A 24113-nucleotide genomic window follows, 5' to 3' on the forward strand; every position below is an offset into this window, starting at 1 on the left:
TATGGAAGGTCTGTGAACTTCCGCCCAACTGGCCGTGGCCGGGAGCCGTCCGCACTCTCAATCGTTGGGCGTGAACAGCAGGTTCCGCGTCTTGGCCGGCCGGGGCGCGTACCACGGCACGAGCGTGCCGTCGTGCTCGGTGACCCAGTGGCAGTCGTAGCCGAGGGGGTCGAACTCGTCGAAGAGGATCCGCATGTCCGCGTCCCGCAGCGCTTCGAGCAGTACCGTCGGCCGGTCCCGCTTGAGGACCTGACGAGCCCCCTGGAGGACCGACATCTCGTGACCCTCGACGTCGATCTTCACCAGGTCCAGCCTGGTCTCCGCGAACACCTCGTCGAGGCACACCAGCCGGATCCGCTTCCGCTCGGCGTCGGCGGCACCGCCCTCCAGGGTCGAGCCCGTGGACAGCAGGTTGCCCGCGAAACGGACGCTGATCTCGGCCCAGCCCGCCTCGCTGGAGACACCCGCCTGGTACAGCTTCACGTTCTGGGCGGCGTTCGACCGGACGTTCACCGAGAGCCGGGCGTGGATCTGGTCCACGGGCTCGAAGGAGTGCACCTTCGCCTTCGGGTTGGCGAGGGCGGCGATCATCGAGAAGTAGCCGACGTGCGCCCCGACATCGGCGATCGTCGTGCTTTGCGCGGCGAGCCGGGACCAGGTGGCGAGACTGCCGGGCTCATAGCCGAACCGGCCGTTCCACAGTGTGTCCAGGCCGACCGCGTCGTCATTCACGCAGAACATCACGAAAGGCGGGCAATAAGGGGAGTCGATCTCCACATAGCCGCGATAGGGAAACTTTTTCCGATGGGTTCGGATGATATCGCTGGTGGCAACAGGCCGGACGGACGGTGCGTGCGCCAGCATGCGGGCGTTGGCTTCTTCGAGCTGGGGGATACGCATCCCGCGATGGTAGGGGCGCCGCGGAGGCTTGTCACAGGTGACGCGGAACTCGAAAAAGCCAGGCCATAAAGCCCATGACCTGGCCTTTTCAAGAAGGTGCGCACGCAATTCCCCCGTGGTTCACCCGGTGTTCCGCCTAGCGCTGCACAGCCTTCTTCAGCGCCCGCGCCCGCCGCACCACCCGGCGCGCCGTGGAGTTGCGCGGCAGGAAGGTCAGCCGCTCCGGAATCCCGCCCGGCAGCCCCAGCGCCGTCAGGCGCTTCTTGCGGAAGTAGCGGCGGGTGCGCGGGCCGAAGTGCTGCGAGAGATAGCGTTCCGCGGCCGGCCGCAGCGAGGGGTGGATCTGCGGTTGGAGGGTGAAGCCGAGCGCGGTGATCAGGGCGTTGAGGGTGTCCGCGGGCACGGCCTCCTGCCCTCCTCGGCCCTCCAGATCCGGCAGCACCGCGTCCGCCAGCACCACCGGCACCCGGTTGCTGTTCTGGTACGGCGTCAGCCGCTCCAGCAGCAGCTCGGTGCCGATGCGGGCGGCCGGCAGGTCGTAGAGCGCGGACGCCGTGAACAGGGCGGTGGAGAAGCAGCCGACGACCAGTGCGGGCCGGGCCTTCTCGAACAGCACCTCGGCGAGCACCGGCTCGTCCAGGACGGTGAGGGCCACGCCGAGCTTGTCGGCCTCGGCCTCCAGGGCCCGGCTGAAGCGGGCAGGGGCGCTCGGGTGAGGCTTGAAGACGACCGAGCGGTGGCCCTGGGCGACGGCCCCCTTCAGCATCCGTACGTGCAGGTTCTCCTCCTCCTCGGGGGAGAGGATGTCCAGCGCCGAGAGGTACTGCCCGAGCAGCAGGGCCGCCTCGTCCGGAACCCGCGGCAACTCCTGGACCGACGCGCTGACTTCGCCCATCGCCTTGAGGAAGGCGGACGTCGGCACCACGACCGGCGGCACGTCGAACTCGGTCAGCAGCATCGGGGTGAGCCCCGCGACCAGGTCCAGGTGGAGCAGGCGGCGCACCCGGGTGCCGACCAGCGGGTCGAGCTTGTTGCGGGTGGGGCCGTAACTCATCAGGCCGTCGGCGTAGACGTCGACGGGGGCGCCGGTGAAGATCTGGGCGACGGTCAGGGCGGGGGTGACCTGGATGGACTCCAGGACCAGTTCGACCCGGTCCTCGCCGAGGCCCCACAGCAGGCGCAGATAGCGCTCGAAGAGGGGGACGTCGTCCGGGCGCGGGGTCCAGGAGCCCGGGTGGAAGGGGCGGATGGCCTCGTTCCAGGACAGCACCTCGTCGAAGTGGTCGCGCAGCGGGGCGAAGCCCGGCATCTCGTCCAGCGGCACCGAAGTCTCGGGCGTGGAGGTGTTGTTGAACACCAGCAGCACCCGCCGCTCGGGCTCCTCGAACAGGTCCGAGTCGATCGCGGCGGCCAGCGTGACCGCGCCGTACAGCGTCGAGGCGCAGAAGATCTGGGTCGTACGGGAACCGGTCTGTGCCATCACGCGGCCGCCTTCGCTGAGGTGACCCGCCGCCGCAGCCGCCGCAGCTTGGCGGAGCGGCGCAGGTCCATGGTGTCGAGCACGTCACCGAGCATGTCCTGCGGCATCCGCTTGATGGCGGCCGCGCTCATGGTCCGCAGCTGCCGGGCCACGGACGGCTCCCACTTGGACTCGTCGGAGAGATGGTGGGCGATGATCGCGCAGTAGGTGCGCACCGCCTTCGGCAGCAGCCGGTCGGCGTCCCGGTCCGCCGCCGTCTCCTCGATGACCTGGTCGAATGCGCGGATGAAGTCGAGCTGGCGGGCGTCGCCGATCTGGGTGAGCGAGGAGGCCACCCCGCGCCGGTAGAACACGCCGAGCAGGCTCACCACGGCGAACGACTCGGCCTCGCGGTGCAGCCTCCAGATCCACGGCCGGTCCTCGGCCGTGCGCAGCCCGTCCGTGAAGTGCAGCAGGCCCTTGTCCAGCAGCCGGCGGTGGTAGGCACCGGCCCAGGCGAACGCGTAGTCCACGGAGGTCGAGCGGTCGGCGGGCAGGATCGCGTCCCTCGGGTTCAGCACCTCGTTGCGCCGCCCGACCGGCACCCGGTGCACGGTCCGGGCGCGGGCGACCGTCTGCACATGGTCGGTGCGCACGAAGTCGCAGCCCAACTCCTCGATGGCGGTGACCAGTTCCGTGAGGTAACCCGGCGCCAGCCAGTCGTCACCGTCCAGGAAGGTCAGGTACTCGCCCCGTGCCGCGTCCAGGCCGGTGTTGCGCGCGGTGGCGAGCCCTCCGTTCGTCTCGTGGTGGATGACCTGCACCTGGGCGACGTCCGAGAGATCCTCGGCCGCACGGTCGAGAATGGCCGGGGTTTCGTCCTTGGATCTGTCGTTCACCAGCACGAACTCGAAATCCCGGCGCGCATTCATGCGGAGACTTCGGAGGGTGTCCGGGGCGTATTGCTGCACGTTGTAGAACGGCACGATGACGGAGAGCTTAGGCACCCGAGAAACGCTAGAAGGCGGTCCGGCAGCGGAACTTTCCGGAAAGGGGACTGAGGGTGAACTCGATGTGTCGGAACGGTGCATCCCGTGTACTTCCCGGTCTTCGGCGGGCCAGTTCGGCTCTCGGTGGGGTGTTGTTAACTTTTCGTTGATTCGCGGTTGGGCCGCACCTAGAAATTGCTTCCTAGCGTCTTCGTCGTGCCGCCAAGTACACCGAAGTCCCTCCGAATCGCCGTCCTCGCGGACTCCGACACCCGCTGGAAATGGGGTGCGCTGACCGCCGACCGCATAGCCCCGGATCCGTCCATGGAAGCCGCACCGCGAGGCGGGGCGCAAGTCGGCCTCGCGCTGGACGGATACCTGCTGCGCGGCCGGGCCACCCCCACCCCGCGCCAGCTCGAGGAGGTCGGCGTGCGCGCGGACTCCCTGCGGGAGGTCACCGCCGTCGAGTTCCTGCGCGCCATGGCCGAGACGTCGTACGACCTCGTCGTCCTGGCCCTGGTCGGCGGCGGGGTCCAGGCGATGCTGCACGGCCTCGCGCGGGTCTGGGAGGGTCGGGAGAAGCGGCCCGTCGTCGTCACCGGCTATGTCGGCGTCGTCTACGAGAAGCTCGCCGACGGCCTGCTCCTGCGGCACGGAGCGGACCTGGTCCTCGCCAACTCCCGCCAGGACGCCGAGCGTTTCCGCGCGGTGTACGAGGGGGTCGGCGCCGACGCCTCCGCCGTGACCGAGGTGGCCCTGCCCTTCCTCGGCGGCGCGGCCTACGAAGGTGAACACACCCCGTACACCGTGGTGTTCGCGGTGCAGCCCTCGGTGCCGGACAACCGCAGGGACCGGATGTACCTCCTGGAGCGGCTGGTCCGGCACGCACGGCTGCACCCCGAGCGCGAGGTGCTGCTCAAGCTGCGCTCCAGGCCCGGCGAACACACCACTCACATCGAGGAGTTGCCGTACCAGAAGCTGGTCCAGCGGCTCGATCCGCCGGCCAACTTCCGCCTCATGTACGGGAACATGGGCGAGGTCCTCGACCACACCGACCTGCTGGTCACCATCAGCTCCACGGCCGCCCTGGAGTCCCTGCACCGCCGCATCCCGACGGTCGTCCTGACCGACCTGGGCGTGCGCGAGACCCTCGGCAACCACCACTTCGTGGGCTCGGGCTGCCTCGCCTCCTGGGACCAACTGGACGCGGGACACCGGCCGGTGGCGGACGAGGAATGGGTGGCCCGGCAGGGCGTGGTCGCCGACGGCACGTACGCCGCCGCGTTCGACACGGCCCGCGAGCGCATCGCCAAGCTGCTGGCCACGCCCGAGATGCCGCCGCTGACCCCGTACTACACACCCACCACGGCCCCCGGCTACCTCCCCGGCATCCTCGCCCGCCACCACCTGGGCCCCGACGGCACGCCACTGCCGGGCGCCCCCGCCGCCGACAAGGAGCCCGGCCCGGTACGGCAGATCGTCCGCCGCGCGGCGCGGGGGGCGTACCGCCACGGCGTGCAGCGGGTGGCCCCGGTGATCCGCCGGATGGGCGAGCTGTGACCACGTACCCGGATGGGGGAGCTGTGACCCCGTATCAAGGAGTAGACCCCATGTCCCACCCGCAAGCCGTGCGCCGGGTGCTCGCGGTGATCCCCGCGCGCGGCGGCTCCAAGGGCGTGCCCGCGAAGAACCTCGCCCCCGTCGGCGGTGTACCGCTGGTGGCCCGTGCCGTGCGTGAGTGCCGGGCCACCCGGCTGGTGACGGACGTCGTGGTCTCCACCGACGACCAGGCCATCGCCGCCGCCGCCCGCTCGGCCGGCGCGGAGGTCGTGCTGCGGCCCGCCGCGATCGCCGGTGACACCGCCACCTCCGAGGCGGCCGTCCTGCACGCCATGGACGCCCACGAGGCCCTGCACGGCTCCGCCGTCGACGTGGTGGTGTTCGTGCAGTGCACGAGCCCGTTCATCGTCCGCGAGGACATCGACGGTGTGGCCTCCGCGATCGTCGAGAACGGCGCGGACACGGCGGTCACGGTGGCCCCCTTCCACGGCTTCATCTGGCGCGACGCGGACCCCTTCGACGAGGCGATCACGGCGGGCACCGTCACCGAGGCCGAGGCGGCCGTAGGCGGTGGCTACGGCGTCAACCACGACAAGTCCTTCCGCCCCCGCCGCCAGGACCGCCCCCAGGACCTCCTGGAGACCGGCGCCGCCTACGCGATGGACGCGCCCGGCTTCCGCAAGCACCAGCACCGCTTCTTCGGCCGCACCGAACTCGTGCGCACCGACCCCGCCCGCGTGCTGGAGATCGACGACCCGCACGACCTCGCCCGGGCAAGGGCACTCGCGCCCCTGTTCGACGCCGAGCGCCCCGGCGCGCTCCCGTCCTTCGCGGACGTGGACGCGGTCGTCCTGGACTTCGACGGCACCCAGACCGACGACCGGGTGCTGATCGACGCCGATGGAAAGGAGTTCGTCTCCGTGCACCGCGGCGACGGACTCGGCATCGCCGCCCTGCGCAACAGCGGGCTGAAGATGCTGATCCTCTCCACGGAGCAGAACCCGGTCGTCGCCGCCCGCGCACGGAAGCTGAAGATCCCCGTGCTGCACGGCATCGACCGGAAGGACCTCGCCCTCAAGCAGTGGTGCGAGGAGCAGGGCATCGCGCCCGAGCGCGTGCTCTACGTCGGCAACGACGTCAACGACCTCCCGTGCTTCGCCCTCGTGGGCTGGCCCGTGGCGGTCGCGAGCGCCCACGACGTGGTACGCGGCGCCGCCCGTGCGGTCACCACCGTCCCCGGTGGCGACGGCGCGATCCGAGAGATCGCCAGCTGGATCCTCGGCCCCTCTCTCGACTCCCTCGACAAGTAAGGAACGTTCCGCCATGTCTGCTGTGAACACCCGCCTGCGCACCTTCGGCACCGAGCGCATCGCCGGACCCGGCCAGCCCGTCTACATCTGCGGCGAGATCGGCATCAACCACAACGGCGAGCTGGAGAACGCGTTCAAGCTCATCGACGTGGCCGCCGAGGCCGGCTGCGACGCCGTGAAGTTCCAGAAGCGCACCCCCGAGATCTGCACCCCGCGCGACCAGTGGGACATCGAGCGCGACACCCCCTGGGGCCGGATGACCTACATCGACTACCGCCACCGCGTGGAGTTCGGCGAGGACGAGTACCGCCAGATCGACGAGTACTGCAAGGAGAAGGGGATCGCCTGGTTCGCCTCCCCGTGGGACACCGAGGCCGTCGCCTTCCTGGAGAAGTTCGACGTCCCCGCCCACAAGGTGGCCTCCGCCTCCCTCACCGACGACGAGCTCCTGCGCGCCCTGCGCGCCACGGGCCGTACGATCATCCTCTCCTCCGGCATGTCGACGCCGAAGCAGATCCGCCACGCGGTCGAGGTTTTGGGCAGCGACAACATCCTTCTCTGCCACGCCACTTCGACCTACCCGGCCAAGGCCGAGGAGCTCAACCTCCGCGTGATCAACACGCTCCAGGAGGAGTACCCGAACGTCCCGATCGGTTACTCCGGTCACGAGACGGGCCTGCAGACCACCCTCGCTGCGGTCGCCCTGGGCGCCACCTTCGTCGAGCGCCACATCACCCTGGACCGCGCGATGTGGGGCTCCGACCAGGCCGCGTCGGTGGAGCCGCAGGGCCTCCAGCGCCTCGTCCGCGACATCCGCACGATCGAGGCCTCCCTCGGCGACGGCGTCAAGAAGGTCTACGACTCCGAGCTCGGCCCCATGAAGAAGCTGCGCCGCGTCACCGGTGTGGTCGCCGAGGCGGAGATCGCCGCCGCCGCGGGCGAGCCGGTCTCGGTCTGATCCACCAAGCACCGGGTCCTCGGCCGCTGTTCGCCTTCGCCGAGGGCCCGGCGCCTCTCCTGCTTACGCGCCCCTCATGAGCGCCTTACGACGGGACGGTCGTACGTCGATGAGCCCCCGCGCCGGCAACACCGGCCCCCGCACTCTCGCGTTCGTGGAGAGTCCGGTACAGCTCCTGAACGCGCTGGAGTGGGCGCACGCCCACGGGCCCGGCGCCGAGCTCACCCTCGTCGTGCTGTCCCCGACCGACCCCATGACCCGCGGCCAGCTGCGCCGCATGGCGGAACTCGCCCGCGAGGAGGGCCACGAGGTCCGCTGGGAGGAGGCGAGGGGCGGCCCGGGGGCCCCCTTCCAGACCATCGGCGGCCTGGCGGGGATGCTCCGCAGGGCGGACCGCGTGGTCCTGGGCGACCCCTTCTCCCGCTACGTGCAACTCCTCCTGACCATCACCCGCGCCGACGACCTGGTCGTGGTCGACGACGGCACGGCGACGATGGAGTTCGTGTCCCAACTGGCCCGTGGGGAACGCCTCGTGCGCTGGCACCGCAAGGGCGGCCGTCCGAGCCCCCGCGACCTCGCCTTCGCGCCGATCTCTGCGGCGGCCCGCAAACGCCTGACGCCGGGGGAGGGCCGGCGAGTCGAGATCTTCTCCTCGATGCCGATGACGGAGACACCGGCGGGGGTGACGGTCTCGTCGAACTCCTTCGCCTGGACCCGCGCCCGCTTCGGCCCGCCGCGCATCACCAAGGGCGCGGACATGGTGGGCACTTCACTGGTGGAGACGGGCGTGGTGGACGCCGACCGCTACCTGGAGGCGGTGACCGGCCTCGCCAAGACCCATGGTGCGACGCGGTACTTCGCCCACCGCCGCGAGTCGACGGAGAAGCTCCACCGGCTGGCCGTGGAGACGGGCCTGGAGATCGTCCGCCCGGACCTCCCGCTGGAACTGATCGCCCGACGGGGCCCGATCGGCCGTACGATCCTCAGCTTCCCGTCGACCGTCGTCCACACGCTTCCGCTGGCGCTCGCGGGCACGGAGGTCCGGGTGGCGGTCTGTGACATCGATCCCGACTGGCTGACGGAGACGGCGTCGCCGCGGGCGCAGGGGTTCCTGTCGGGGGTGACGGGGTCGGCGAGGGATGTGCACCGGCTGTCGGCGGTGACGGCGGTGCCGATCGTCTGAACGGCCGCGTCCGAAACGCCGCGTCCGAAACGCCGGGGGCGGCGCACAGCCGAATCGTCTAGCATCATCGTTCACTTGTGCGACGTTCGATGGGGTCTACGACGGGGGCGGCTGGCGTGAGTGCCGAGGCGTTGGGTGAACGGCGGGCATGGGTGGGGGAGTTCCGGCGCAGGGAGGTCCTGGTGCCGGTGGTCGACGGCTCGTTGCTGTCGGTGGAGGCGGGCGGCATTCGCTGGCTGTTTGCGTTCACGGAACGCGCGGCGCTGGAACGGTTCGCCGAGGCGCGGGGCGAGGCTCCGCCCGGCTGGGTGCCCGTGTTCGGCGCACGCCTGCTGGACCAGGTGGTCCCGAGGGTGGACGGCCCGGTCGGTATCGCGGTGGACGCGGGAAGCCCGACCGGCATGGTGCTGCCCCCGGTGACGGGGATCGTGCCGGACGCGGTGGCCGTGGACGTCGCGTCGTGAGCGCCGGTGACGGCTATCAGGTCGATCCGGAGGCGATGGAACGGATCACCCGCGGCATCAACCAGGCGATGGCGGAGCTGAAGCAGTTCGGCTTCGACATCGAGGCGAATCTGGGCCGCGGTTTCGACGACCTGTCGATGACGGGCCTGGAGGTCGGCGACGACGGTCTCCAGCAGGTGTTCGGGGACTTCTGCGACCGCTGGGGCTGGGGCGTGCGCTCCCTGATGCAGGACGCGAACGAGTTCGCGGGCCGCCTCGGACTGTCGGCGGGGATCTACCACGAGCAGGAGCAGTACGTCTCCGACACCCTGAAGTCGGTGTGGACGGCCGGCACGGGCAACCCGTACCTCTCCCCGGAGGAGGTGAAGGAACGTTCCTGGTCGGAGACGTTGAAGGACAACCCCGTCTCCCAGGTGGCGAACGCGGACTACAGCGCGGAGTCGTTCACGTCGGGCCAGGACGAGGTGAAGGCGGCATGGTCGCAGGCGGCGGAGGACGTCTCGACCTCGACGGTGACGCCGGACGCGTTGTTCGATCCGCGGACGGACTGGCAGTGGAGCGGACCCCCGTCGGCGGACTCCCCGGAGGGTGAGGGCTGATGGGCTTCGGGGATCTGGTCGACGACTTCGGCGACGGTCTGGAGAGCGCGGCGGACGGCCTGAACAAGGGCGTCGGCGAGGCGGTGGGCTGGGGCACGGACAAGGCGGCCGGCGTGCTGTCGGACGTGGGCGCGGACGGCGCGGCGGAGAAGGTCCGCGACGTCGGCGAGAGTGTCAACAACCGCCTGGGCGGCACGGTCGCGGAACGCGCGCTGGGCGAGACCGAGGACCCGAAGGAGTTGATCCACGGCAGCTCGGGAGCGCTCCGCGAACGGGCAGTCCACCTACGGAAGTTCGCGACGGCCTTCGAGAACGTCGGCCAGGGCATGCGCTCTTTGGACCCGGGCGAGTGGCGCGGACAGGCGGCGGACGCGTTCCGCGCGAAGTTCGAGGTCCAGCCGAAGCAGTGGCTGACGGCGGCGGACGCGTGTACGGCGGCGGCGGGGGCGTTGGAGTCGTACGCCGACATGGTGGAGTGGGCGCAGGGGCGGGCGCGGGCGGCGATCGAGAAGTACCGGGACGCGGAGCGGGCCAGCCGACGGGCACGCCAGGAGTACGAGGCGGAGACGACGGCCTACAGCAAGGCCGCGGAGCAGTACAACGCCGCCGCCCGTGCCGGCGAGGACCCCGGCCCGAAACCGATCGACCCGGGTGAATACGTGGATCCGGGCAGCGGGGGCCGCCAGGAGGCGCAGGACATCCTGGAGCGCGCCCGCCGCCAGCGCACCGACGTGGCGGAGGACGCCCGCCGCAAGATCGCCACCGCGCTGCAATCGGCCCCACCGAAACCGGAGTTCACCGACCGCCTGGGCGCGGGCGCGGCGGACCTGTTCGTCGGCACCCAGCTCAACTCGGTCCACGTGCTGGGCGGTTTGCTGCGCGGCGGCACGGACGTCCTGAAACTGGCCCGCACGGTCAACCCGCTCGACCCCTACAACCTCACCCACCCCGGCGAGTGGTCGAAGAACTCCTCGATGCTGCTGGCGGGGTTGGTGGGGACGGCGGCCCATCCTGAGCGCCTGCCGATGTCGATCCTGGGGACGGGGTGGTCGAGCGACCCGGGGGACGCGGGCGGGTACTTCATCTCGAACCTGATCGGCGGGAAGGGCGCGGGGGGTGTGGGCCGGGCCGCGCTGAAGGACGCGCTGCGGGGGGCGGCCAAGGACGCGGCGACGGGAGCCGCGCGCGACGGTGTGCGCAGGGCGCCGATGGACGCCGCCCGTCGGCTGTGGTGCAAGGTGTTCGGCAGCGACCCGATCGACATGGCCACCGGCCGCATGTCCCTGCCGCAGACGGACGTGTCGCTCCCGGCCAGGCTCCCGCTGGTGTTCTCCCGCCAGTTCGAGTCGTCGTACCGGGCGGGCCGCTGGTTCGGCCCGAAGTGGACGTCCACCGCCGACCAGCGCCTGGAGATCGACGCCGAGGGAGTCGTCTTCGTCCGCGAGGACGGCTCGTTGCTGGCGTACCCGCATCCCGCTCCCGGTGTGCCGGTGCTCCCACTGGCGGGCGAAGGCCATCCGCTGACGGTCGACGAGTACGGCGACTACACGGTCACCGACCCTGTCACCGGCCGGATCTGGGACTTCGCGGGTCCGGGCGGCGACGGCAATGGCATCGCCCTGCTCTCCCAGCTCATCGACCGTTCGGGCAGCCAGTGGCTGACCTTCGAGTACGACGAGGAGGGCGCCCCGACGGGGATCGTGCACTCGGTCGGCCACCACGTGAGGATCTCGACCGAGGGCGGCCGCATCACGTCCCTCCACCTGGCCTCGGCCGAGGACATCGAGCTGGTCCGCTTCGACTATGACGCCGAGGGCCACCTGTCGGCGGTGACGAAGTCCTCCGGCCTCCCCACCCGCTTCACCAACGACGCGACCGGCCGCGTCACGGCCTGGACGGACACGAACAACTCCTCGTACCACTACGTCTACGACGACGAGGACCGCTGCGTCTCGCAGGGCGGCGAGGCAGGCCACCTGAGCTACCGGTACACCTACGGCGACCTGGACCCGACGACGGGCCGCCGAACCGTCACCGCGGTCGACTCCCTGGGCCACAGCACCCTGTACGAGATCAACGGCGACGTACAGGTGGCGGCGGTGACCACCCCGGACGGCGCCACGACCCACACCACCCGCGACCGCGCCCACCGCCCCCTCACGGTCACCGACCCGCTGGGCCGCACGGTGAGCTACGCGTACGACGAGGCGGGCCGCACGGTCCTGGCGATCCGACCGGACGGCCGCTACACGAGCATCGCGTACGACGACCAGGGACTACCGGTGGCGGTGGCCGGCGCGGACGGCACCCATGTCGCCCAGCAATTCGACGAGTTCGGCAACCGCACGGCGGTGACCGACGCGTCGGGGGCGACGACCCGCTTCACGTACGACGACCGGGGCCACCTGGAGACCGTCACCAACGCCCTCGGCGACACCACGAGGGTGCGCTGTGACGCGGCGGGCCTCCCCTTGGAGATCACCGACCCCCTGGGCGCGGTGACCCGCTACTCACGGGACGCCTTCGGCCGCCCGGTGCGGATCACTGACCCCACGGGGTCGGTGACGGCCCTGGAATGGACGGTGGAGGGCCGCCTGTCCCGCCGTACGGCCGCGGACGGCACAACGGAGTCCTGGACGTACGACGGAGAGGGCAACTGCGTCGCCCACACCGACGCCTCGGGCGCGGTCTCCCGCTTCGAGTACACCCACTTCGACCTGCTGGCGGCCCGCACGGGCCCGGACGGCGTGCGCTACGAGTTCGCCCACGACACGGAACTGCGCCTCACGCGGGTGACGAACCCACAAGGCCTGACGTGGAGTTACGACTACGACGCGGCAGGCCGCCTGGTCTCGGAGACGGACTTCGACGGCCGCACGCTGACCTACACCCACGATCGGGCCGGCCAACTGACGGAGAGCACCACGGCATCCGGCCAGTCGATCCACTTCTCACGGGACGTCCTGGGCCGGGTGATCCGCAAGGAGGCGGCCGGGGCGGTCACGACGTACGCGTACGATCCGTCGGGCGCCCTGGCGGAGGCGACGGGCCCGGACGCGGTCCTGACGCTGCACAGGGACGAAGCGGGCCGCGTCCTGTCGGAAACGGTGAATGGCCGCACCCTCACCCACACGTACGACGAACTGGGCCGCAGAACGAGCCGCACCACGCCCACCGGCGCCACGACGACCTGGTCGTACGACGCGTCGGGCAACCGGACCGACATGGTGGTGTCGGGCCGCACCCTCACCTTCACGCACGACGAGGCGGGCCGCGAACTGATCCGCCACATAGGCGAGTCGGTGAGGCTGACCCAGTCCTTCGACCCGCTGGGCCGCCTGACGAAACAGGACCTGGTGGGCCCCGCCGGCAACCGCCTCCAGCACCGCGCGTACACCTACCGCCCCGACGGCAACCTCACGGCCATCGACGACCTGAACGGCACGCGCCACTTCGATCTCGATGCCGCCGGCCGGGTGACGGCGGTCCACGCGGCGAACTGGACGGAGACGTACGCGTACGACGAGGCGGGCAACCAGACCGCGGCCTCCTGGCCGACGGAGCACCCGGGCAGCGAATCGACCGGGCCTCGGGAGTACGTCGGCACCCGCATCACCCGGGCCGGCTCCGTCCGCTACGAACACGACGAAGCGGGCCGCATCACCCTCCGCCAGAAGACCCGGCTGTCCCGCAAGCCGGACACGTGGCGCTACGAGTGGGACGCGGAGGACCGCCTGACGGCGGTGACAACGCCCGACGGCACCCGCTGGCGCTACCGCTACGACCCGCTGGGCCGCAGAATCGCAAAGCAACGCCTGTCCCCGGACGACGAATCGGTCCTGGAACAGATGGACTTCACGTGGGACGGCACAACCCTCTGCGAACAGACGACGAGCTCCCCGTCCGTTCCCCACCAGGTAACCCTGACCTGGGACCACCAGGGCCTGCACCCCCTGTCCCAGACGGAACGCATCACAGCGGCGGACGCCCCGCAGCAGGAGATCGACTCCCGCTTCTTCGCGATCGTCACGGACCTGGTCGGCACCCCGACGGAACTGCTCGACGAACAGGGCGACATAGCCTGGCGCACCCGAAGCACCCTGTGGGGCACGACAGCCTGGGCGGCGGACAGCACGGCATACACCCCGCTGCGCTTTCCAGGCCAGTACTTCGACCCCGAAACGGGGCTGCATCATAATTACTTCCGCTACTACGATCCGGAAACTGCGCGGTACCTCTCCGTAGATCCGCTCGGTCTGGCACCAGCACTGAATCCGGCCACTTATGTGCGGAACCCACATGCGTGGACCGATGCCCTGGGGTTGGCACCAAAAGCATGCACTGATGGGGAACACCTTTTCCGGGGTACGACCAGAGACTTCGATGCGAGCAGCGGAACTCAGGCGAGTGGATACACGCCCACATCTACCGATCCGGGCGTGGCTACTACTTTCGCGCGACACTCGGAGCAGTATGGGGAGGCTGTAGTTCAGTTGATTCCCAGGAGTGCGCTGGAAGGAGTGCCCCTCGAGAGGGGATTCATCCCGCCCGAAGCGGAGGTCGCCGTCGGTCTCCCTGCCGGAGAGCTGGCGCAAAGGGCCAGTGTGGTACTTCCGGTGGAAGCTGCCAGGGGGATCCTCGCCGACATGGGGATCCATGTACCCAGGTTGAACTTGTATGGAGATATCAGTGATGCTTTGAGATTCGACGTTCCGAAACTGACGCCTGAACAAGTGCAAAAATTTATCACGGAAGCGTATAGGCATGGCTGATCAAAATCTGGGGAAGCTTCAAATCTATTCAGTTGATGAGGTGGGTTCTGGGTCGGCAACGTGCATTGTGCGATGTGTGGGCGGAATCGTTCGAGCAGGGCAGCGATTTAGTGTGGATCCTGCGGACGTTGACTCGGCCGCGAGCCCCCCGGTTCTTCTGAATTGGATCAACCGGTATGGGTCTCTGGTCGATTTTGTCGATCCTCCCCACAATGCAAAGGTCAATTTCACCGGAGAGGGGGTGTCTCTACTCCGGGATGGATTGACAATCACCTCCACGGAATGAATGGGCAACTGGCCGGTCGGCTATCGGGGGCTGCCAGGCTGTCGATTCCGCAGGGTGAGATCGCGACTCGCGGGTGTCGGGATCGGGACCGGGGACGGCGAGCAGTCCCGGACGAGGGCGTCGTAATCGTGGTGGCCGAAACGCTGGTTCGCGGGCCACTTGCGGTCCGCGCCGATGAGGTCGATCGCGCCTTAAGGTAGATCCGTTCTTACGTAGATTGATTCTTACGCATCTCGGAACTACCTTTCCGGCGTGCTCGAAGCCGTCCTACGCCGGTTTCCTCGCCAGCAGGTAGGCCCGGGACAGCTTTTCCTCGTCGAGCGGTTCCCTGAGGACTCGGGCGATCACCTCGAAGCCTGCCTTGGTGAGCGGCTCGGCCACCGCCTCCGGGGCGCGGAGCCAGTAGTCGAGGGAGATCCTGTGGCCGAAGCGTTCGTCGAGGTGCATGTGGGTGCCGCCGGGCTCGTACTGGAAGCCGATCAGGGCGTGGGTGCCGGGGGCGAGGACGCGGTGGAACTCGGCGAAGGCCTGGGGGAGGTGGTCGTCGGGGACGTGGATGATCGAGTAGAGGGCTGTGATGCCGCCGAGCGTCTCCGACGGCAGGTCCAGCGACGTCATCGAGCCCACGTGGAAGCGGAGGTCCGGGTGCGCCCGGCGAGCCAGTTCCACCATCTTCGGGGAGACGTCCACGCCGAAGACCGGGACACCGATTGCGTGGAGCGCCGCGGTCACGTGTCCCGGGCCGCTGCCGATGTCGGCCACCGGGCCCTTGCCCTGCTCCTTCACCAACTCCGCGAATCCGGTGATCTGGGCTCTGTCCAGCGTGGGGATGCCGGCCCAGTCGGAGAACTGCGCGGTGTAGGGCTCGGCGATCGTGTCGTACGCGGTGCGGGTGGCCCGTATGAAGTCGGGGGTCTCGGCGTTCACGGGCTGCACCCTAGTGGGGCGTCACGGGGTGGTGTGTGGAGTTTCCCTGATGGTCACCGGGGGGTGCGGTGCGGGGACTTCAGCGCTTCGAGGAACGGTGCGAAGGCTTCGGGCGGGAAGGTGAGGGTGGCCCTGGTCGGGGTCTTGGAGTCGCGGATAGCTATGTGGGTGGGTGAGTTCGCTATCTCGACGCAGGAGTCGCCGTCGCCAGGGCCGGAGTAGGACGACTTCCGCCAGTTGTCGGGGGTGCCCATGGGTTCCTCACAACTCGTTCGCCAGCTTGTGGATGAAGTCACGCGACTGCGCGGTGTCCAGCGAGACAGCTTCCACTTTACGGAAGAGCGTTCGATAGGCTGCTAGTTGGGCTTCGGAGTCGATGAAGGTGGCGCCGTGGGGGCCGTCCCGTACCACGGTGTCCAGATTCGGTACGGATCCTGCCGCGTAAGTCATCGCGCTCGCGGCGCCGGCGAAGTCCTCGAGGTCGAACGGGATGACGCGCACAGTGATGTGGTCCGCCTCGGAGAGCTGTACGACCCGGGCGAGCTGGGCTCGTGACGCGGCGCGGTGACTGACCATGATGCGCAGTGCCGCTTCGTGGATGACGGCCTCGTACGGCTTGGGGGCGGGACCTTCCAGGATGACCTTGCGTCTCATTCGGTGCTGGACCCGCAACTCCAGCTCCTCGTGAGGGAGTTCGGGAACCCTGTACGCGTACACAGCGCGGGCGTAGTCCTCTGTCTGGAGCGGGCCGGGGATATACAGGAACTGGGCCTCTCGCAGGGATGTGGCGTGATGTTCCAGCTCGGCGAGATCCAGGAACGGCGTGGGCAGGTGCCCCCGGTACTCCTCCCACCAGCCGCGGGTGCGGTCGGTCGCCATGGCCGCCAGGGCGTCGATCAACTCGCTGTCGGCGCAGGAGTAGTGAGCGGCCAGGCGCCGGAGGCGTTTCTCGCTCACTCCCGCGACGCCCGACTCGATCTGACTGACCTGCGCGGTACTCACTCCCAGCAGGTCGGCTGCCTGGCGGTTCGTCAGCCCTGCCGCTTCGCGAAGCCTGCGCAGTTCTACAGCCAGGCGCATCTGACGTGCGGTCGGGTCGCGCCTCAACGCCATCGCGTGCTCCTTCCGACGCGCCGGAAGGGCGCGGCTCGTTCGGAGTCAGATTACGGGATCAGCTTGCGAAACCTAAACGCTAATCCCTACCGTCGGTGATGCAACGCACACTCTGCGGAAGTGCACCGCTTCGTCATGCTGTGACGGACGCGGCACCGCCACCGCCCCCAAACGCCTTCAACCGAACCGGAGTTGACCCATGCCTGAAAGTGAACCCTGGGAGTACACGCTGTATATCCCCAACGACCCCCGAGCCGTCACCGTCGCCCGCCGTACCCTCCGGCTCATCCTGACGATGCACGGCCTCATCCGCCTCGTCGACACCGCGGAGCTCCTCGCCGCGGAGCTGGTCTCCAATGCCGTACGGCATACGAAAGGGCCCGCTGCGTTGCGGGTGCGGTGGTCGGCGGGGGTGTTGCGGATCGGGGCGTGGGATGCGGATCCTCAGCCTCCCGAGCCGCCGGAGGAGTCGGATCTGCTGGGGGAGGAGGGTGGGAGGGGGCTGGCGCTGGTCCAAGCCTGCGCTGATCTGTGGGGGTGGCAGCCGTTGGCCAGGCACGGGAACCGGGGGAAGTTTGTCTGGTGTGAGCTGGGGGCTGCCTAGTCGTGGCCCTGGGACCGCCCGCTTCCTTGGCAGTGTCGTGCTTCCGTGAGCCGAGTAAAGGGCGCTTGCGCGTCGCCTTCGGCGATGGCCCGTCGGGCCACCCTTGACTCGGCTCACTCCAGCACGGGGGAGAAGCGAGCGGGCGGCCGAGGAGGGCGGGGGCCCGGGTGGGCTGATGCTTGGGGCGGTCGAGGCGTGGGCCGGGCTGTGGGGTGCGCGGTCGCGTGCTACGTCCACTGAGGCCGGTTCGGCGGCGAGCCGCTCGTGGGGGGCCGGGGCGGGCGGACCGCGGGTGCGCACGGTTGGGGGCTCAGTGAGCGGTGTGCATCGTGAAGTTACTGGTCACGGGTCTGGTGTGCGCGGGGTTCGGGATGCTCGTGCTGGTCGTGGGTGGATGCCTTCGGTGAAGATCGTCGGTAACCGGGAAACTTCGCGGTTCGTGAGGACGAGCAGGGCCCGGACCAGGGCGGTCGCCCACGTCGGGTCGGTGCGGACCTTGCCGAGTACGCGCCAATTCTTGCGGTGGGCGAAGCCGTGCTCGACTGGTGCTCGGACTGCGGCCAGTGCGGTGTTGGACAGTTTGTGGCCGCGGGTCAGGGGCCGGTTCCGGGCGGCCTTGTAACCGGTGATCGCCACCGGGTCGGTCTCGGGACCGCTGTCGTCGAGCCCGACGAGGCCCAGGTCGGCGATGGCCCCGAGTCCGGCCGCCCGCAGCCTGGCGGTGAGCCGGTTGTGGCGGCAGGCGGTGATCTCCGAGGTGCGTCCGGGTAGGGCCGCGAAGACCCAGAGCAGCCGGCCCTGGTCGTCGGTGAGCGCGATCACGAGCAGGCCATGGCCTTGTGATTGCCGGAGTAGTTCTTCCGGTTCTCCTTCCCGGTCCTGCGCCCGGTGCGGATCAGCGTGCCGTCCAGCAGTACGACTCCGCCGCCTGTTCGGGTGATCTTCTTCAGGGTGCGGTCCAGGCGTGAGGCGCGGGTGGCCAGCAGGCCGACGACTTCCCTCACCCACCGGGTGACGGTGGTTCGGTGTATCTGGTTGCCGCCGGCCAGGTCGCCGGGCCGCTGGTCACAGCGCAGTACCGCCAGCACGATGCCCGCGATCTTTCCCGCGGGCAGCGCCCGCCACCGCGAGCCGATCTTCTTCAGGTGGCCGCGTATCAGGCCGGCGAGCCAGTTCAGGGTGGCGCTCGACTGCCGTCGATCTACCGCGGCACCGCCGGTACGAAAGACGCGTTCAAGACATGTGTCCGCGTCGCTGGTAGTGGTGTCGGCGGGCGGTGTGCTGGTGTCTTCGTCGCCGGTGTGAGCGGCGCAGTTGAGCACAGGACGCCTCCTTCAGCTTCCGTTCGCGGCTGCGTGCGCCGGCTGTCGTGCCTGGCTCCGGAACTGTGCGGGTGATGAGCCGACCACGCGGCGGAACGCTGTGCTGAACGCGCTCTCGGACAGGTAGCCCGTGGCCCGTGCGAGCTCGGAGATCGACAGAGAGTCGCGGGCGAGGGCGTCGCGCGCGAGGCTGATGCGCCATTGGATGAGGTACTCCAACGGCGGGACCCCGACGTGGCTCTTGAAGGCCTGGGCGAACGCGGAACGCGACATGTGGCTGATCTCGGCGAGCTCCTTGAGGCTCCAGGAGTGGGCCACGTCCGCGTGCATGGCACGCAGGGCGGCCCCGATGCCGTCCTCGTTCAGGGCGCCCAGCCAGCCGGTGGGCCGGTCTGTCTGACCGGCGTGAGCACGCAGCATGTGCACGAGCAGGATCTGTGCGAGGTGGTTCTGCACCAGTGGGCCGCCGGCGGCGGCGACCGAGACCTCGGTGGCCAGGAGATCGATCAGCTGCGCGAGCTGCCCGCCATGAGGATCGGCCACGCGGACGATCACCAGCGGCGGCAGAAGATCGGTCAGGAGGGCCGCGTTCTGGTCGTCGAACGCGATGTGCCCGACGCAGAGGTAGAGGTCCTCCTCGGCCTTGGGGCCGATCCGCACGAACCCGTCTTCGGCACCCGCCCACACCTGCTCCGCAGGGCGCGGGCTCGCGTCGAGCGTGCCGGCCAGCACGTAAGGCGGCGGGTTGCCCAGCATGAAGGTGTCACCCTCCTGCAGGAGCACCGGCTCGTGCCCTTCGAGGATCAACCAGCACGTGCCGCGTACGAGGCCCCCGATCCGCACATGCAAGAACGTGTCGAAGCGCAAAGCCCACTCTCCCGCGGCCCGGAGACTGGGCCCGATCACCGTGCGGGGCCGGAGCAGGCCGATCGCGTCAGCCACTGGATCCTGAAATCCGAGCACCGACGACCCCCTGGACGATACGTAAAGAACCCTGGACTCTGCATTATGGATAGTATCCCCGATCTCCCGCAGTATCGATGTCGAACGGATCGGCATCGAGACAGTGATGGAGACACCCACATGGGGCAGCTGGAAGGCAAGACGTCAGTGGTCACCGGGGGCAGCACCGGTATCGGTCTGGCCACCGCCGTACGGCTGGCGAACGAGGGCGCGTACGTGTTCGTCACCGGCCGACGCGAGGCCGAACTGGAGGCCGCCGTCAAGACCATCGGAGCAGACCGGGCCACCGCGGTCGTCGGCGACATCGCGAAGCCGGAAGACCTGGACCGGCTCTACGAGGCGGTCCGGGCGCGAGGCAAGGGTTTGGACGTGCTCGTGGCGAACGCGGCGATCGGCTCGTTCATGACGCTGGAACAGACCACCGAGGAGCACTTCGACCAGACCTTCGCGGTGAACACCCGAGGCACCCTGTTCACCGTGCAGAAGGCGTTGCCGCTGCTCAACGACGGAGCCTCGATCGTCCTGGTCGGTTCGACGGCCGGCGACCGCGGAGTAGAGGCGTTCGGCGCGTACGCGGCGTCGAAGGCGGCCGTCCGGTCCTTCGCGCGGACGTGGTCCAACGAGCTCAAGGACCGTGGCATCCGGGTCAACGTGGTCTCGCCGGCATGGATCGAGACTCCCGGGGGTACCGCCGCTTTCGGTGACGAGGAGACCGCCCGGGCCGTCAAGGAGAATGTCGCCGCGACCGTGGCCAAGGGCCGCATGGGTCAGCCCGAGGAGGCCGCCGCGGTCGTGGCCTTCCTGGCCTCGGAACAGAGCAGCTACGTCGTCGGCGCGAACATCTACGTCGACGGTGGCGCGAACCAGATCTGAGCAGGCACCACAGGGTGGGTGGCACCTGAAGCGTTCCAGGCTCCATGCCGCTACTACCAGGAGCGTGCGGTGAACGGCCCGTTGCCTCGCTTGCGCAGTCAGCCGCGGTCGGCGAGCTTGGTCATCTTCGCACGCAGCGGTTCCGGCTTGCCGCGCACCGTCTCCTGAAGGCCCAGTTCCTCGCCCACCGCCCTTGCCCGGACGGGGCCGTCGGCGGCCCGCACGATCGCCAGGATCTTGCGGTAGTCAGCGGGCAGGGCGGCATTGTCGGGATTCTCGCTGCGGTGCGGGACCAGCAGGACCGCCCGCCCCGCCACCCGGGCGGGAGTCGGGGTGACGGTCGCGGCGGCCTCCGCCGCGGCCCGGTCCTGCTCGGCCGGCCGGTTCAGGACCCGCTCGGCGATCGGCAGCTCCTCCCGCTCGGCCTGGACCTCCGCCAGCTGCTTGGCCAACTCCTCGGCCAGCGTGTCCAGTTCACTCCGGCGAGCCGTGATTAGCTCCAGCTCCTGCATGCCCACGCCCTCCCCGCGACATCCCCCTGCCCCAACCCGGTGACGGATAGTAAGAGCGGCACGGGTCCTCGGCGCAGCAGAACCCGACAACGACTCCGGCCGGCATGTCAGACGATCTTCACCGTGGACCCCTGCCGACGACCAGCAGTCGGGCAGGTGAATCCAAGTGTTCGGGCAGGTCCCCGCCGGGCGCCATCCGGAGTGACGCAGTCGACAGAGGGAGGCCGCCGATGTACGGGTTGCCCCGCTCACTCCACCGCTCACCTGCGGCATCACGCCCCGCATCCGGCTGTGACCGTTCCGGCACGCAGCCCCCGCCTCGCCCCCGCCCCGTCCCGATCCTGTTTCGACAGATGAACAGAACCGCCGGGGGTAAGCGCAGCATGGTATGTGTGGGAAAAGAGGTTCCTACCCACGCCAAAACACATCCATGCGTCGAGCGGCCAAATTTTCTGCCCACCGAGGGTTGAAGTTTTGTTGATCTCGGGTCGGTTGGTCGCCCCGGCGTCCTACCCTTTAGAGGGTGAAGCAACTGATGTCACTGGAGTCCGAGGTCGATCTGCCCGGGGAAGCACTGCTCCCCGGCGTGCTGAGCGATGCGCTGCACGCCGAACTCGTCCACTTCCGGCGCGACTTGCACATGCACCCGGAGCTCGGCAACCAGGAGTTCCGCACCACCGCGGCGATCAAGGAACGGCTGGAGCGGGCCGGGCTGAAGCCCCGCGTGCTCGCCGTCGGGACCGGGCTCGTGTGTGACATCGGGGAGTGGGACGGCGGACGGCCCATGCTCGCGCTGCGCGCCGACATCGACGGGCTCCCCATCCCGGACACGAAGAGTGAGTGCTCGTACCGGTCGACCGTGCCCGATCGGGCGCACGCCTGCGGGCACGACGTGCACACGACCGTCGTGCTGGGTGCCGGCCTCGTCCTCGCCGAGCTCGACAAGCAGGGGCTGCTGCCCCGGCCCGTGCGGCTGCTCTTCCAGCCCGCCGAGGAAGTGCTGCCCGGCGGCGCCGCCGACGCCATCGACTGCGGGGTGCTGGAAGGGGTCGGCAAGATCCTCGCCGTGCACTGCGACCCCCGCGTCGACGCCGGGAAGATCGGGCTGCGGACCGGTGCCATCACCTCCGCCTGCGACCGGCTGGAGATCGCCCTCGACGGACCCGGTGGGCACACCGCCCGGCCGCACCTCACCACTGACCTCGTCACCGCCGCCGCCCGCGTCGTCACCGACGTGCCCGCCATCGTCGGCCGGCGCGTCGACACCCGCGCCGGGCTCGCCGTGACCTGGGGGCGCATCGAGTCGGGGCACGCCCCCAACGTCATCCCGCAGCACGCCGAGCTCTCCGGGACCGTGCGCTGCCTGGACCTCGACACCTGGCGGCAGGCCCCGGACGTGGTCGTGGCCGCGATCGACGAGGTCGCCAACCTCCACGGGGCCAAGTCCGAGATCAACTACGTGCGCGGTGTCCCGCCCGTCGTCAACGACGCCGAGGTGACCGGTCTGATCCGCGCGGCCATGACCGCCCGGCGCGGAGCCGACTCCGTCGAGAGCACCGAGCAGAGCCTCGGCGGCGAGGACTTCTCCTGGTACCTCCAGCAGGTGCCGGGCGCCATGGCCCGGCTCGGCGTACGCACGCCGGGCGAGCGGACCGTGCGCGACCTCCACCAGGGCGACTTCGACGCCGACGAGTCCGCGATCACCGTGGGCGTGGAGATGTTCACGGCGGCGGCCCTCCTCGACGCCGCCCTCTGATCCCACCCTGACGGTCTCCGATCCCACCGTCACGAAGACGAACGGCCCCCTCGGGGGCCGTTCCGCCGCCCGGCGCAACATGCTCGTAAGCCAATCGTGCACTCTTCGCAATCCAGGTGTGCGAAGGCCGAAGACCCTCAGTTCAGACGCTGTTTGCCTCGAATCGATAACGGCTTCGGAAGAGGTCTGTTTCCGACATCTACGCGCGTTACGATGCCGCGAAGCCAACGCCGCAGGGGCGTACAGGCCCGAGCACTGGCATGGTGCTCACATGAAGCGCCGACAAGGCGCTCAGGTCAGGTGAAGGAGCCTCCCGTGCGCCGGGTAGCCAAGCTTTCCGCTGCGTGTATCGCGACCGCAGCTCTCGCACTGACTGCCACCGCGTGTGGCAGCACCTCCTCGGAGAACGACAGCTCGTCCTCCTCGTCGTCCTCGGACGGCGGCAAGGGCGGCATCAAGATCGGTCTCGCCTACGACGTCGGCGGCCGTGGTGACCGCTCCTTCAACGACTCCGCCGCGCGCGGTGCCGACAAGGCCAAGAGCGAGTTCGGCGGCTCCCTCAAGGAGCTGACCGCCAAGAGCTCCGACACCGAGGCCGACCGCGAGCAGCGCCTGACCGACCTGGCGGACGCCGGCTACAACCCGATCGTCGCCGTCGGCTTCTCCTACGCCACCTCGGTCGACAAGGTCGCCGCCAAGTACCCGAAGGTCAGCTTCGGCCTCATCGACGCGGTCGCCAACGCCAAGAACGTCGACAGCATCACCTTCACCGAGGAGCAGGGTTCCTACCTTGCCGGTGTCGCCGCGGCGCTGAAGACCAAGAAGAACCACGTCGGCTTCATCGGCGGCGTGGACACCCCGCTGATCAAGAAGTTCGAGGCGGGCTACGCCCAGGGCGTCAAGGACACCAACCCCAAGGTCAAGGTCGACGTCCAGTACCTGACCCACGGCTCGGACTTCTCCGGCTTCGCCGACCCCGCCAAGGGCAAGGAGGCCGCGTCCGGCATGCTCGACAACGGCGCCGACGTGATCTACGCCGCGGCCGGCTCCTCGGGCAACGGCTCGATCGAGGCCGTCTCCGGAGTCAAGGGTGCCTGGGCCATCGGCGTGGACTCGGACCAGTACAACATCCCGGGCCTGGCCAAGTTCAAGAACTCGATCCTGACCTCGATGGTCAAGAACGTCGACGTCGGCGTCTACGACTTCATCAAGTCCGTCCACGAGGGCAAGCCGCTGACCGGCAACCAGCTCTACTCGCTCGCCAAGGGCGGTGTCGGCCTCTCCACCAGCGGTGGCTTCATCGACGACATCCAGCCGCAGCTGGACGCCGCGAAGAAGAAGATCGTCGACGGCACCATCAAGGTCAAGACCAGCTGACCTCATGGTCAAGCCCGGCTGACCTCACGGTTACGGCCGGACCCCGGCTCGGCGAGGGGGCCTCGACAACCCCCTCGTCGAGCCATAACAATGTGTCAACTCTACGCGTGTAGCATGGAGTTGCCGCGCTAGCGTCGCCGACGCCTGCCCTCCCCTACGCAGCCCCTTTTCCCCGAGGAGAGTGCG

At 69.3% G+C, this 24113-nt stretch carries 19 protein-coding genes and 1 pseudogene; 11 read left to right on the forward strand and 9 right to left on the reverse strand.

Annotated elements, in window-relative coordinates; translation table 11 throughout:
- Positions 1 to 57 precede the first annotated feature (57 nt).
- From AC2XR2_RS28010 to AC2XR2_RS28020, 3 genes are all read right to left on the reverse strand, one after another.
- Positions 58 to 732: an FkbM family methyltransferase gene (locus tag AC2XR2_RS28010; protein ID WP_491516618.1), complete on the reverse strand. Its 675-nt coding sequence runs from the start codon at positions 730 to 732 to the stop codon at positions 58 to 60.
- Between the two features lie 304 nt (positions 733 to 1036).
- A complete protein-coding gene (locus tag AC2XR2_RS28015; RefSeq protein ID WP_381297321.1) occupies positions 1037 to 2380 on the reverse strand; it encodes an alpha-2,8-polysialyltransferase family protein in 1344 nt (447 codons plus the stop codon).
- On the reverse strand, positions 2380 to 3366 hold the full coding sequence (locus tag AC2XR2_RS28020) for a glycosyltransferase family 2 protein (protein ID WP_491516619.1): 987 nt from the start codon (positions 3364 to 3366) through the stop codon (positions 2380 to 2382). The genes AC2XR2_RS28015 and AC2XR2_RS28020 overlap by 1 nt, the downstream gene beginning before the upstream one ends.
- Before the next feature lie 198 nt (positions 3367 to 3564).
- Here AC2XR2_RS28020 and AC2XR2_RS28025 point away from each other — a divergent pair, with 198 nt between their 5' ends.
- The 7 genes from AC2XR2_RS28025 to AC2XR2_RS28055 all read left to right on the forward strand — a co-directional run bounded on the left by AC2XR2_RS28025 (position 3565) and on the right by AC2XR2_RS28055 (position 14194).
- Positions 3565 to 4908: a DUF6716 putative glycosyltransferase gene (locus tag AC2XR2_RS28025; RefSeq protein ID WP_491516620.1), complete on the forward strand. Its 1344-nt coding sequence runs from the start codon at positions 3565 to 3567 to the stop codon at positions 4906 to 4908.
- Positions 4909 to 4958: 50 nt separating this feature from the next.
- Positions 4959 to 6218 (forward strand): cytidylyltransferase domain-containing protein, encoded by a 1260-nt coding sequence (locus tag AC2XR2_RS28030; RefSeq protein ID WP_491516621.1) that lies wholly within the window; start codon positions 4959 to 4961, stop codon positions 6216 to 6218.
- A gap of 13 nt (positions 6219 to 6231) precedes the next feature.
- Positions 6232 to 7176 (forward strand): N-acetylneuraminate synthase family protein, encoded by a 945-nt coding sequence (locus AC2XR2_RS28035; protein WP_381297313.1) that lies wholly within the window; start codon positions 6232 to 6234, stop codon positions 7174 to 7176.
- Positions 7177 to 7285: 109 nt separating this feature from the next.
- Positions 7286 to 8359: a hypothetical protein gene (locus tag AC2XR2_RS28040; RefSeq protein WP_491518513.1), complete on the forward strand. Its 1074-nt coding sequence runs from the start codon at positions 7286 to 7288 to the stop codon at positions 8357 to 8359.
- Positions 8360 to 8475: 116 nt separating this feature from the next.
- The gene (locus AC2XR2_RS28045; RefSeq protein WP_381297311.1) at positions 8476 to 8823 is read left to right on the forward strand and encodes an SseB family protein; all 348 of its coding nucleotides are present in this window, start codon (positions 8476 to 8478) and stop codon (positions 8821 to 8823) included.
- Positions 8820 to 9422 carry a hypothetical protein gene (locus AC2XR2_RS28050; RefSeq protein ID WP_491516622.1) on the forward strand — a complete coding sequence of 201 codons (603 nt, stop codon included), beginning with the start codon at positions 8820 to 8822 and terminating at the stop codon, positions 9420 to 9422. The genes AC2XR2_RS28045 and AC2XR2_RS28050 overlap by 4 nt, the downstream gene beginning before the upstream one ends.
- On the forward strand, positions 9422 to 14194 hold the full coding sequence (locus AC2XR2_RS28055; protein WP_491516623.1) for a putative T7SS-secreted protein: 4773 nt from the start codon (positions 9422 to 9424) through the stop codon (positions 14192 to 14194). Before AC2XR2_RS28050 ends, AC2XR2_RS28055 begins: the two co-directional genes overlap by 1 nt.
- A gap of 553 nt (positions 14195 to 14747) precedes the next feature.
- Here AC2XR2_RS28055 and AC2XR2_RS28060 read toward each other — a convergent pair.
- From AC2XR2_RS28060 to AC2XR2_RS28070, 3 genes are read right to left on the reverse strand one after another with little or no spacing between them, the layout of a single operon-like run.
- On the reverse strand, positions 14748 to 15407 hold the full coding sequence (locus AC2XR2_RS28060; RefSeq protein ID WP_491516624.1) for a class I SAM-dependent methyltransferase: 660 nt from the start codon (positions 15405 to 15407) through the stop codon (positions 14748 to 14750).
- A gap of 53 nt (positions 15408 to 15460) precedes the next feature.
- Entirely contained in the window at positions 15461 to 15661 is a 201-nt protein-coding gene (locus tag AC2XR2_RS28065) for a DUF397 domain-containing protein (RefSeq protein WP_123762689.1), read from the reverse strand.
- Positions 15662 to 15668: 7 nt separating this feature from the next.
- The gene (locus AC2XR2_RS28070; RefSeq protein WP_381297302.1) at positions 15669 to 16520 is read right to left on the reverse strand and encodes a helix-turn-helix domain-containing protein; all 852 of its coding nucleotides are present in this window, start codon (positions 16518 to 16520) and stop codon (positions 15669 to 15671) included.
- A 199-nt stretch (positions 16521 to 16719) separates the two neighbouring features.
- Here AC2XR2_RS28070 and AC2XR2_RS28075 point away from each other — a divergent pair, with 199 nt between their 5' ends.
- The gene (locus tag AC2XR2_RS28075) at positions 16720 to 17124 is read left to right on the forward strand and encodes an ATP-binding protein (RefSeq protein WP_491516625.1); all 405 of its coding nucleotides are present in this window, start codon (positions 16720 to 16722) and stop codon (positions 17122 to 17124) included.
- Between the two features lie 420 nt (positions 17125 to 17544).
- Here AC2XR2_RS28075 and AC2XR2_RS28080 read toward each other — a convergent pair.
- Positions 17545 to 18314 (reverse strand): annotated as a pseudogene (locus AC2XR2_RS28080) (transposase family protein); the annotation flags it as partial.
- 144 nt (positions 18315 to 18458) lie between these two features.
- Positions 18459 to 19409 (reverse strand): AraC family transcriptional regulator, encoded by a 951-nt coding sequence (locus AC2XR2_RS28085; protein ID WP_491518514.1) that lies wholly within the window; start codon positions 19407 to 19409, stop codon positions 18459 to 18461.
- A 120-nt stretch (positions 19410 to 19529) separates the two neighbouring features.
- On the opposite strand from AC2XR2_RS28085, the gene AC2XR2_RS28090 reads away from it, so the two are divergent.
- Positions 19530 to 20282, forward strand: coding sequence for an SDR family NAD(P)-dependent oxidoreductase (locus AC2XR2_RS28090; RefSeq protein ID WP_381297296.1), 753 nt, complete (start codon positions 19530 to 19532; stop codon positions 20280 to 20282).
- A gap of 98 nt (positions 20283 to 20380) precedes the next feature.
- On the opposite strand, the gene AC2XR2_RS28095 is transcribed toward AC2XR2_RS28090, so the two are convergent.
- Complete coding sequence (locus tag AC2XR2_RS28095; RefSeq protein WP_491516626.1) at positions 20381 to 20794, reverse strand: hypothetical protein; 414 nt, start codon at positions 20792 to 20794, stop codon at positions 20381 to 20383.
- Positions 20795 to 21329: 535 nt separating this feature from the next.
- Here AC2XR2_RS28095 and AC2XR2_RS28100 point away from each other — a divergent pair.
- A complete protein-coding gene (locus AC2XR2_RS28100; protein ID WP_381297530.1) occupies positions 21330 to 22550 on the forward strand; it encodes a M20 family metallopeptidase in 1221 nt (406 codons plus the stop codon).
- A gap of 315 nt (positions 22551 to 22865) precedes the next feature.
- The gene (locus tag AC2XR2_RS28105; RefSeq protein WP_381297293.1) at positions 22866 to 23927 is read left to right on the forward strand and encodes a BMP family lipoprotein; all 1062 of its coding nucleotides are present in this window, start codon (positions 22866 to 22868) and stop codon (positions 23925 to 23927) included.
- Positions 23928 to 24113 lie beyond the last annotated feature (186 nt).

Source organism: Streptomyces sp. LS-MS-L19 (assembly GCF_058382285.1).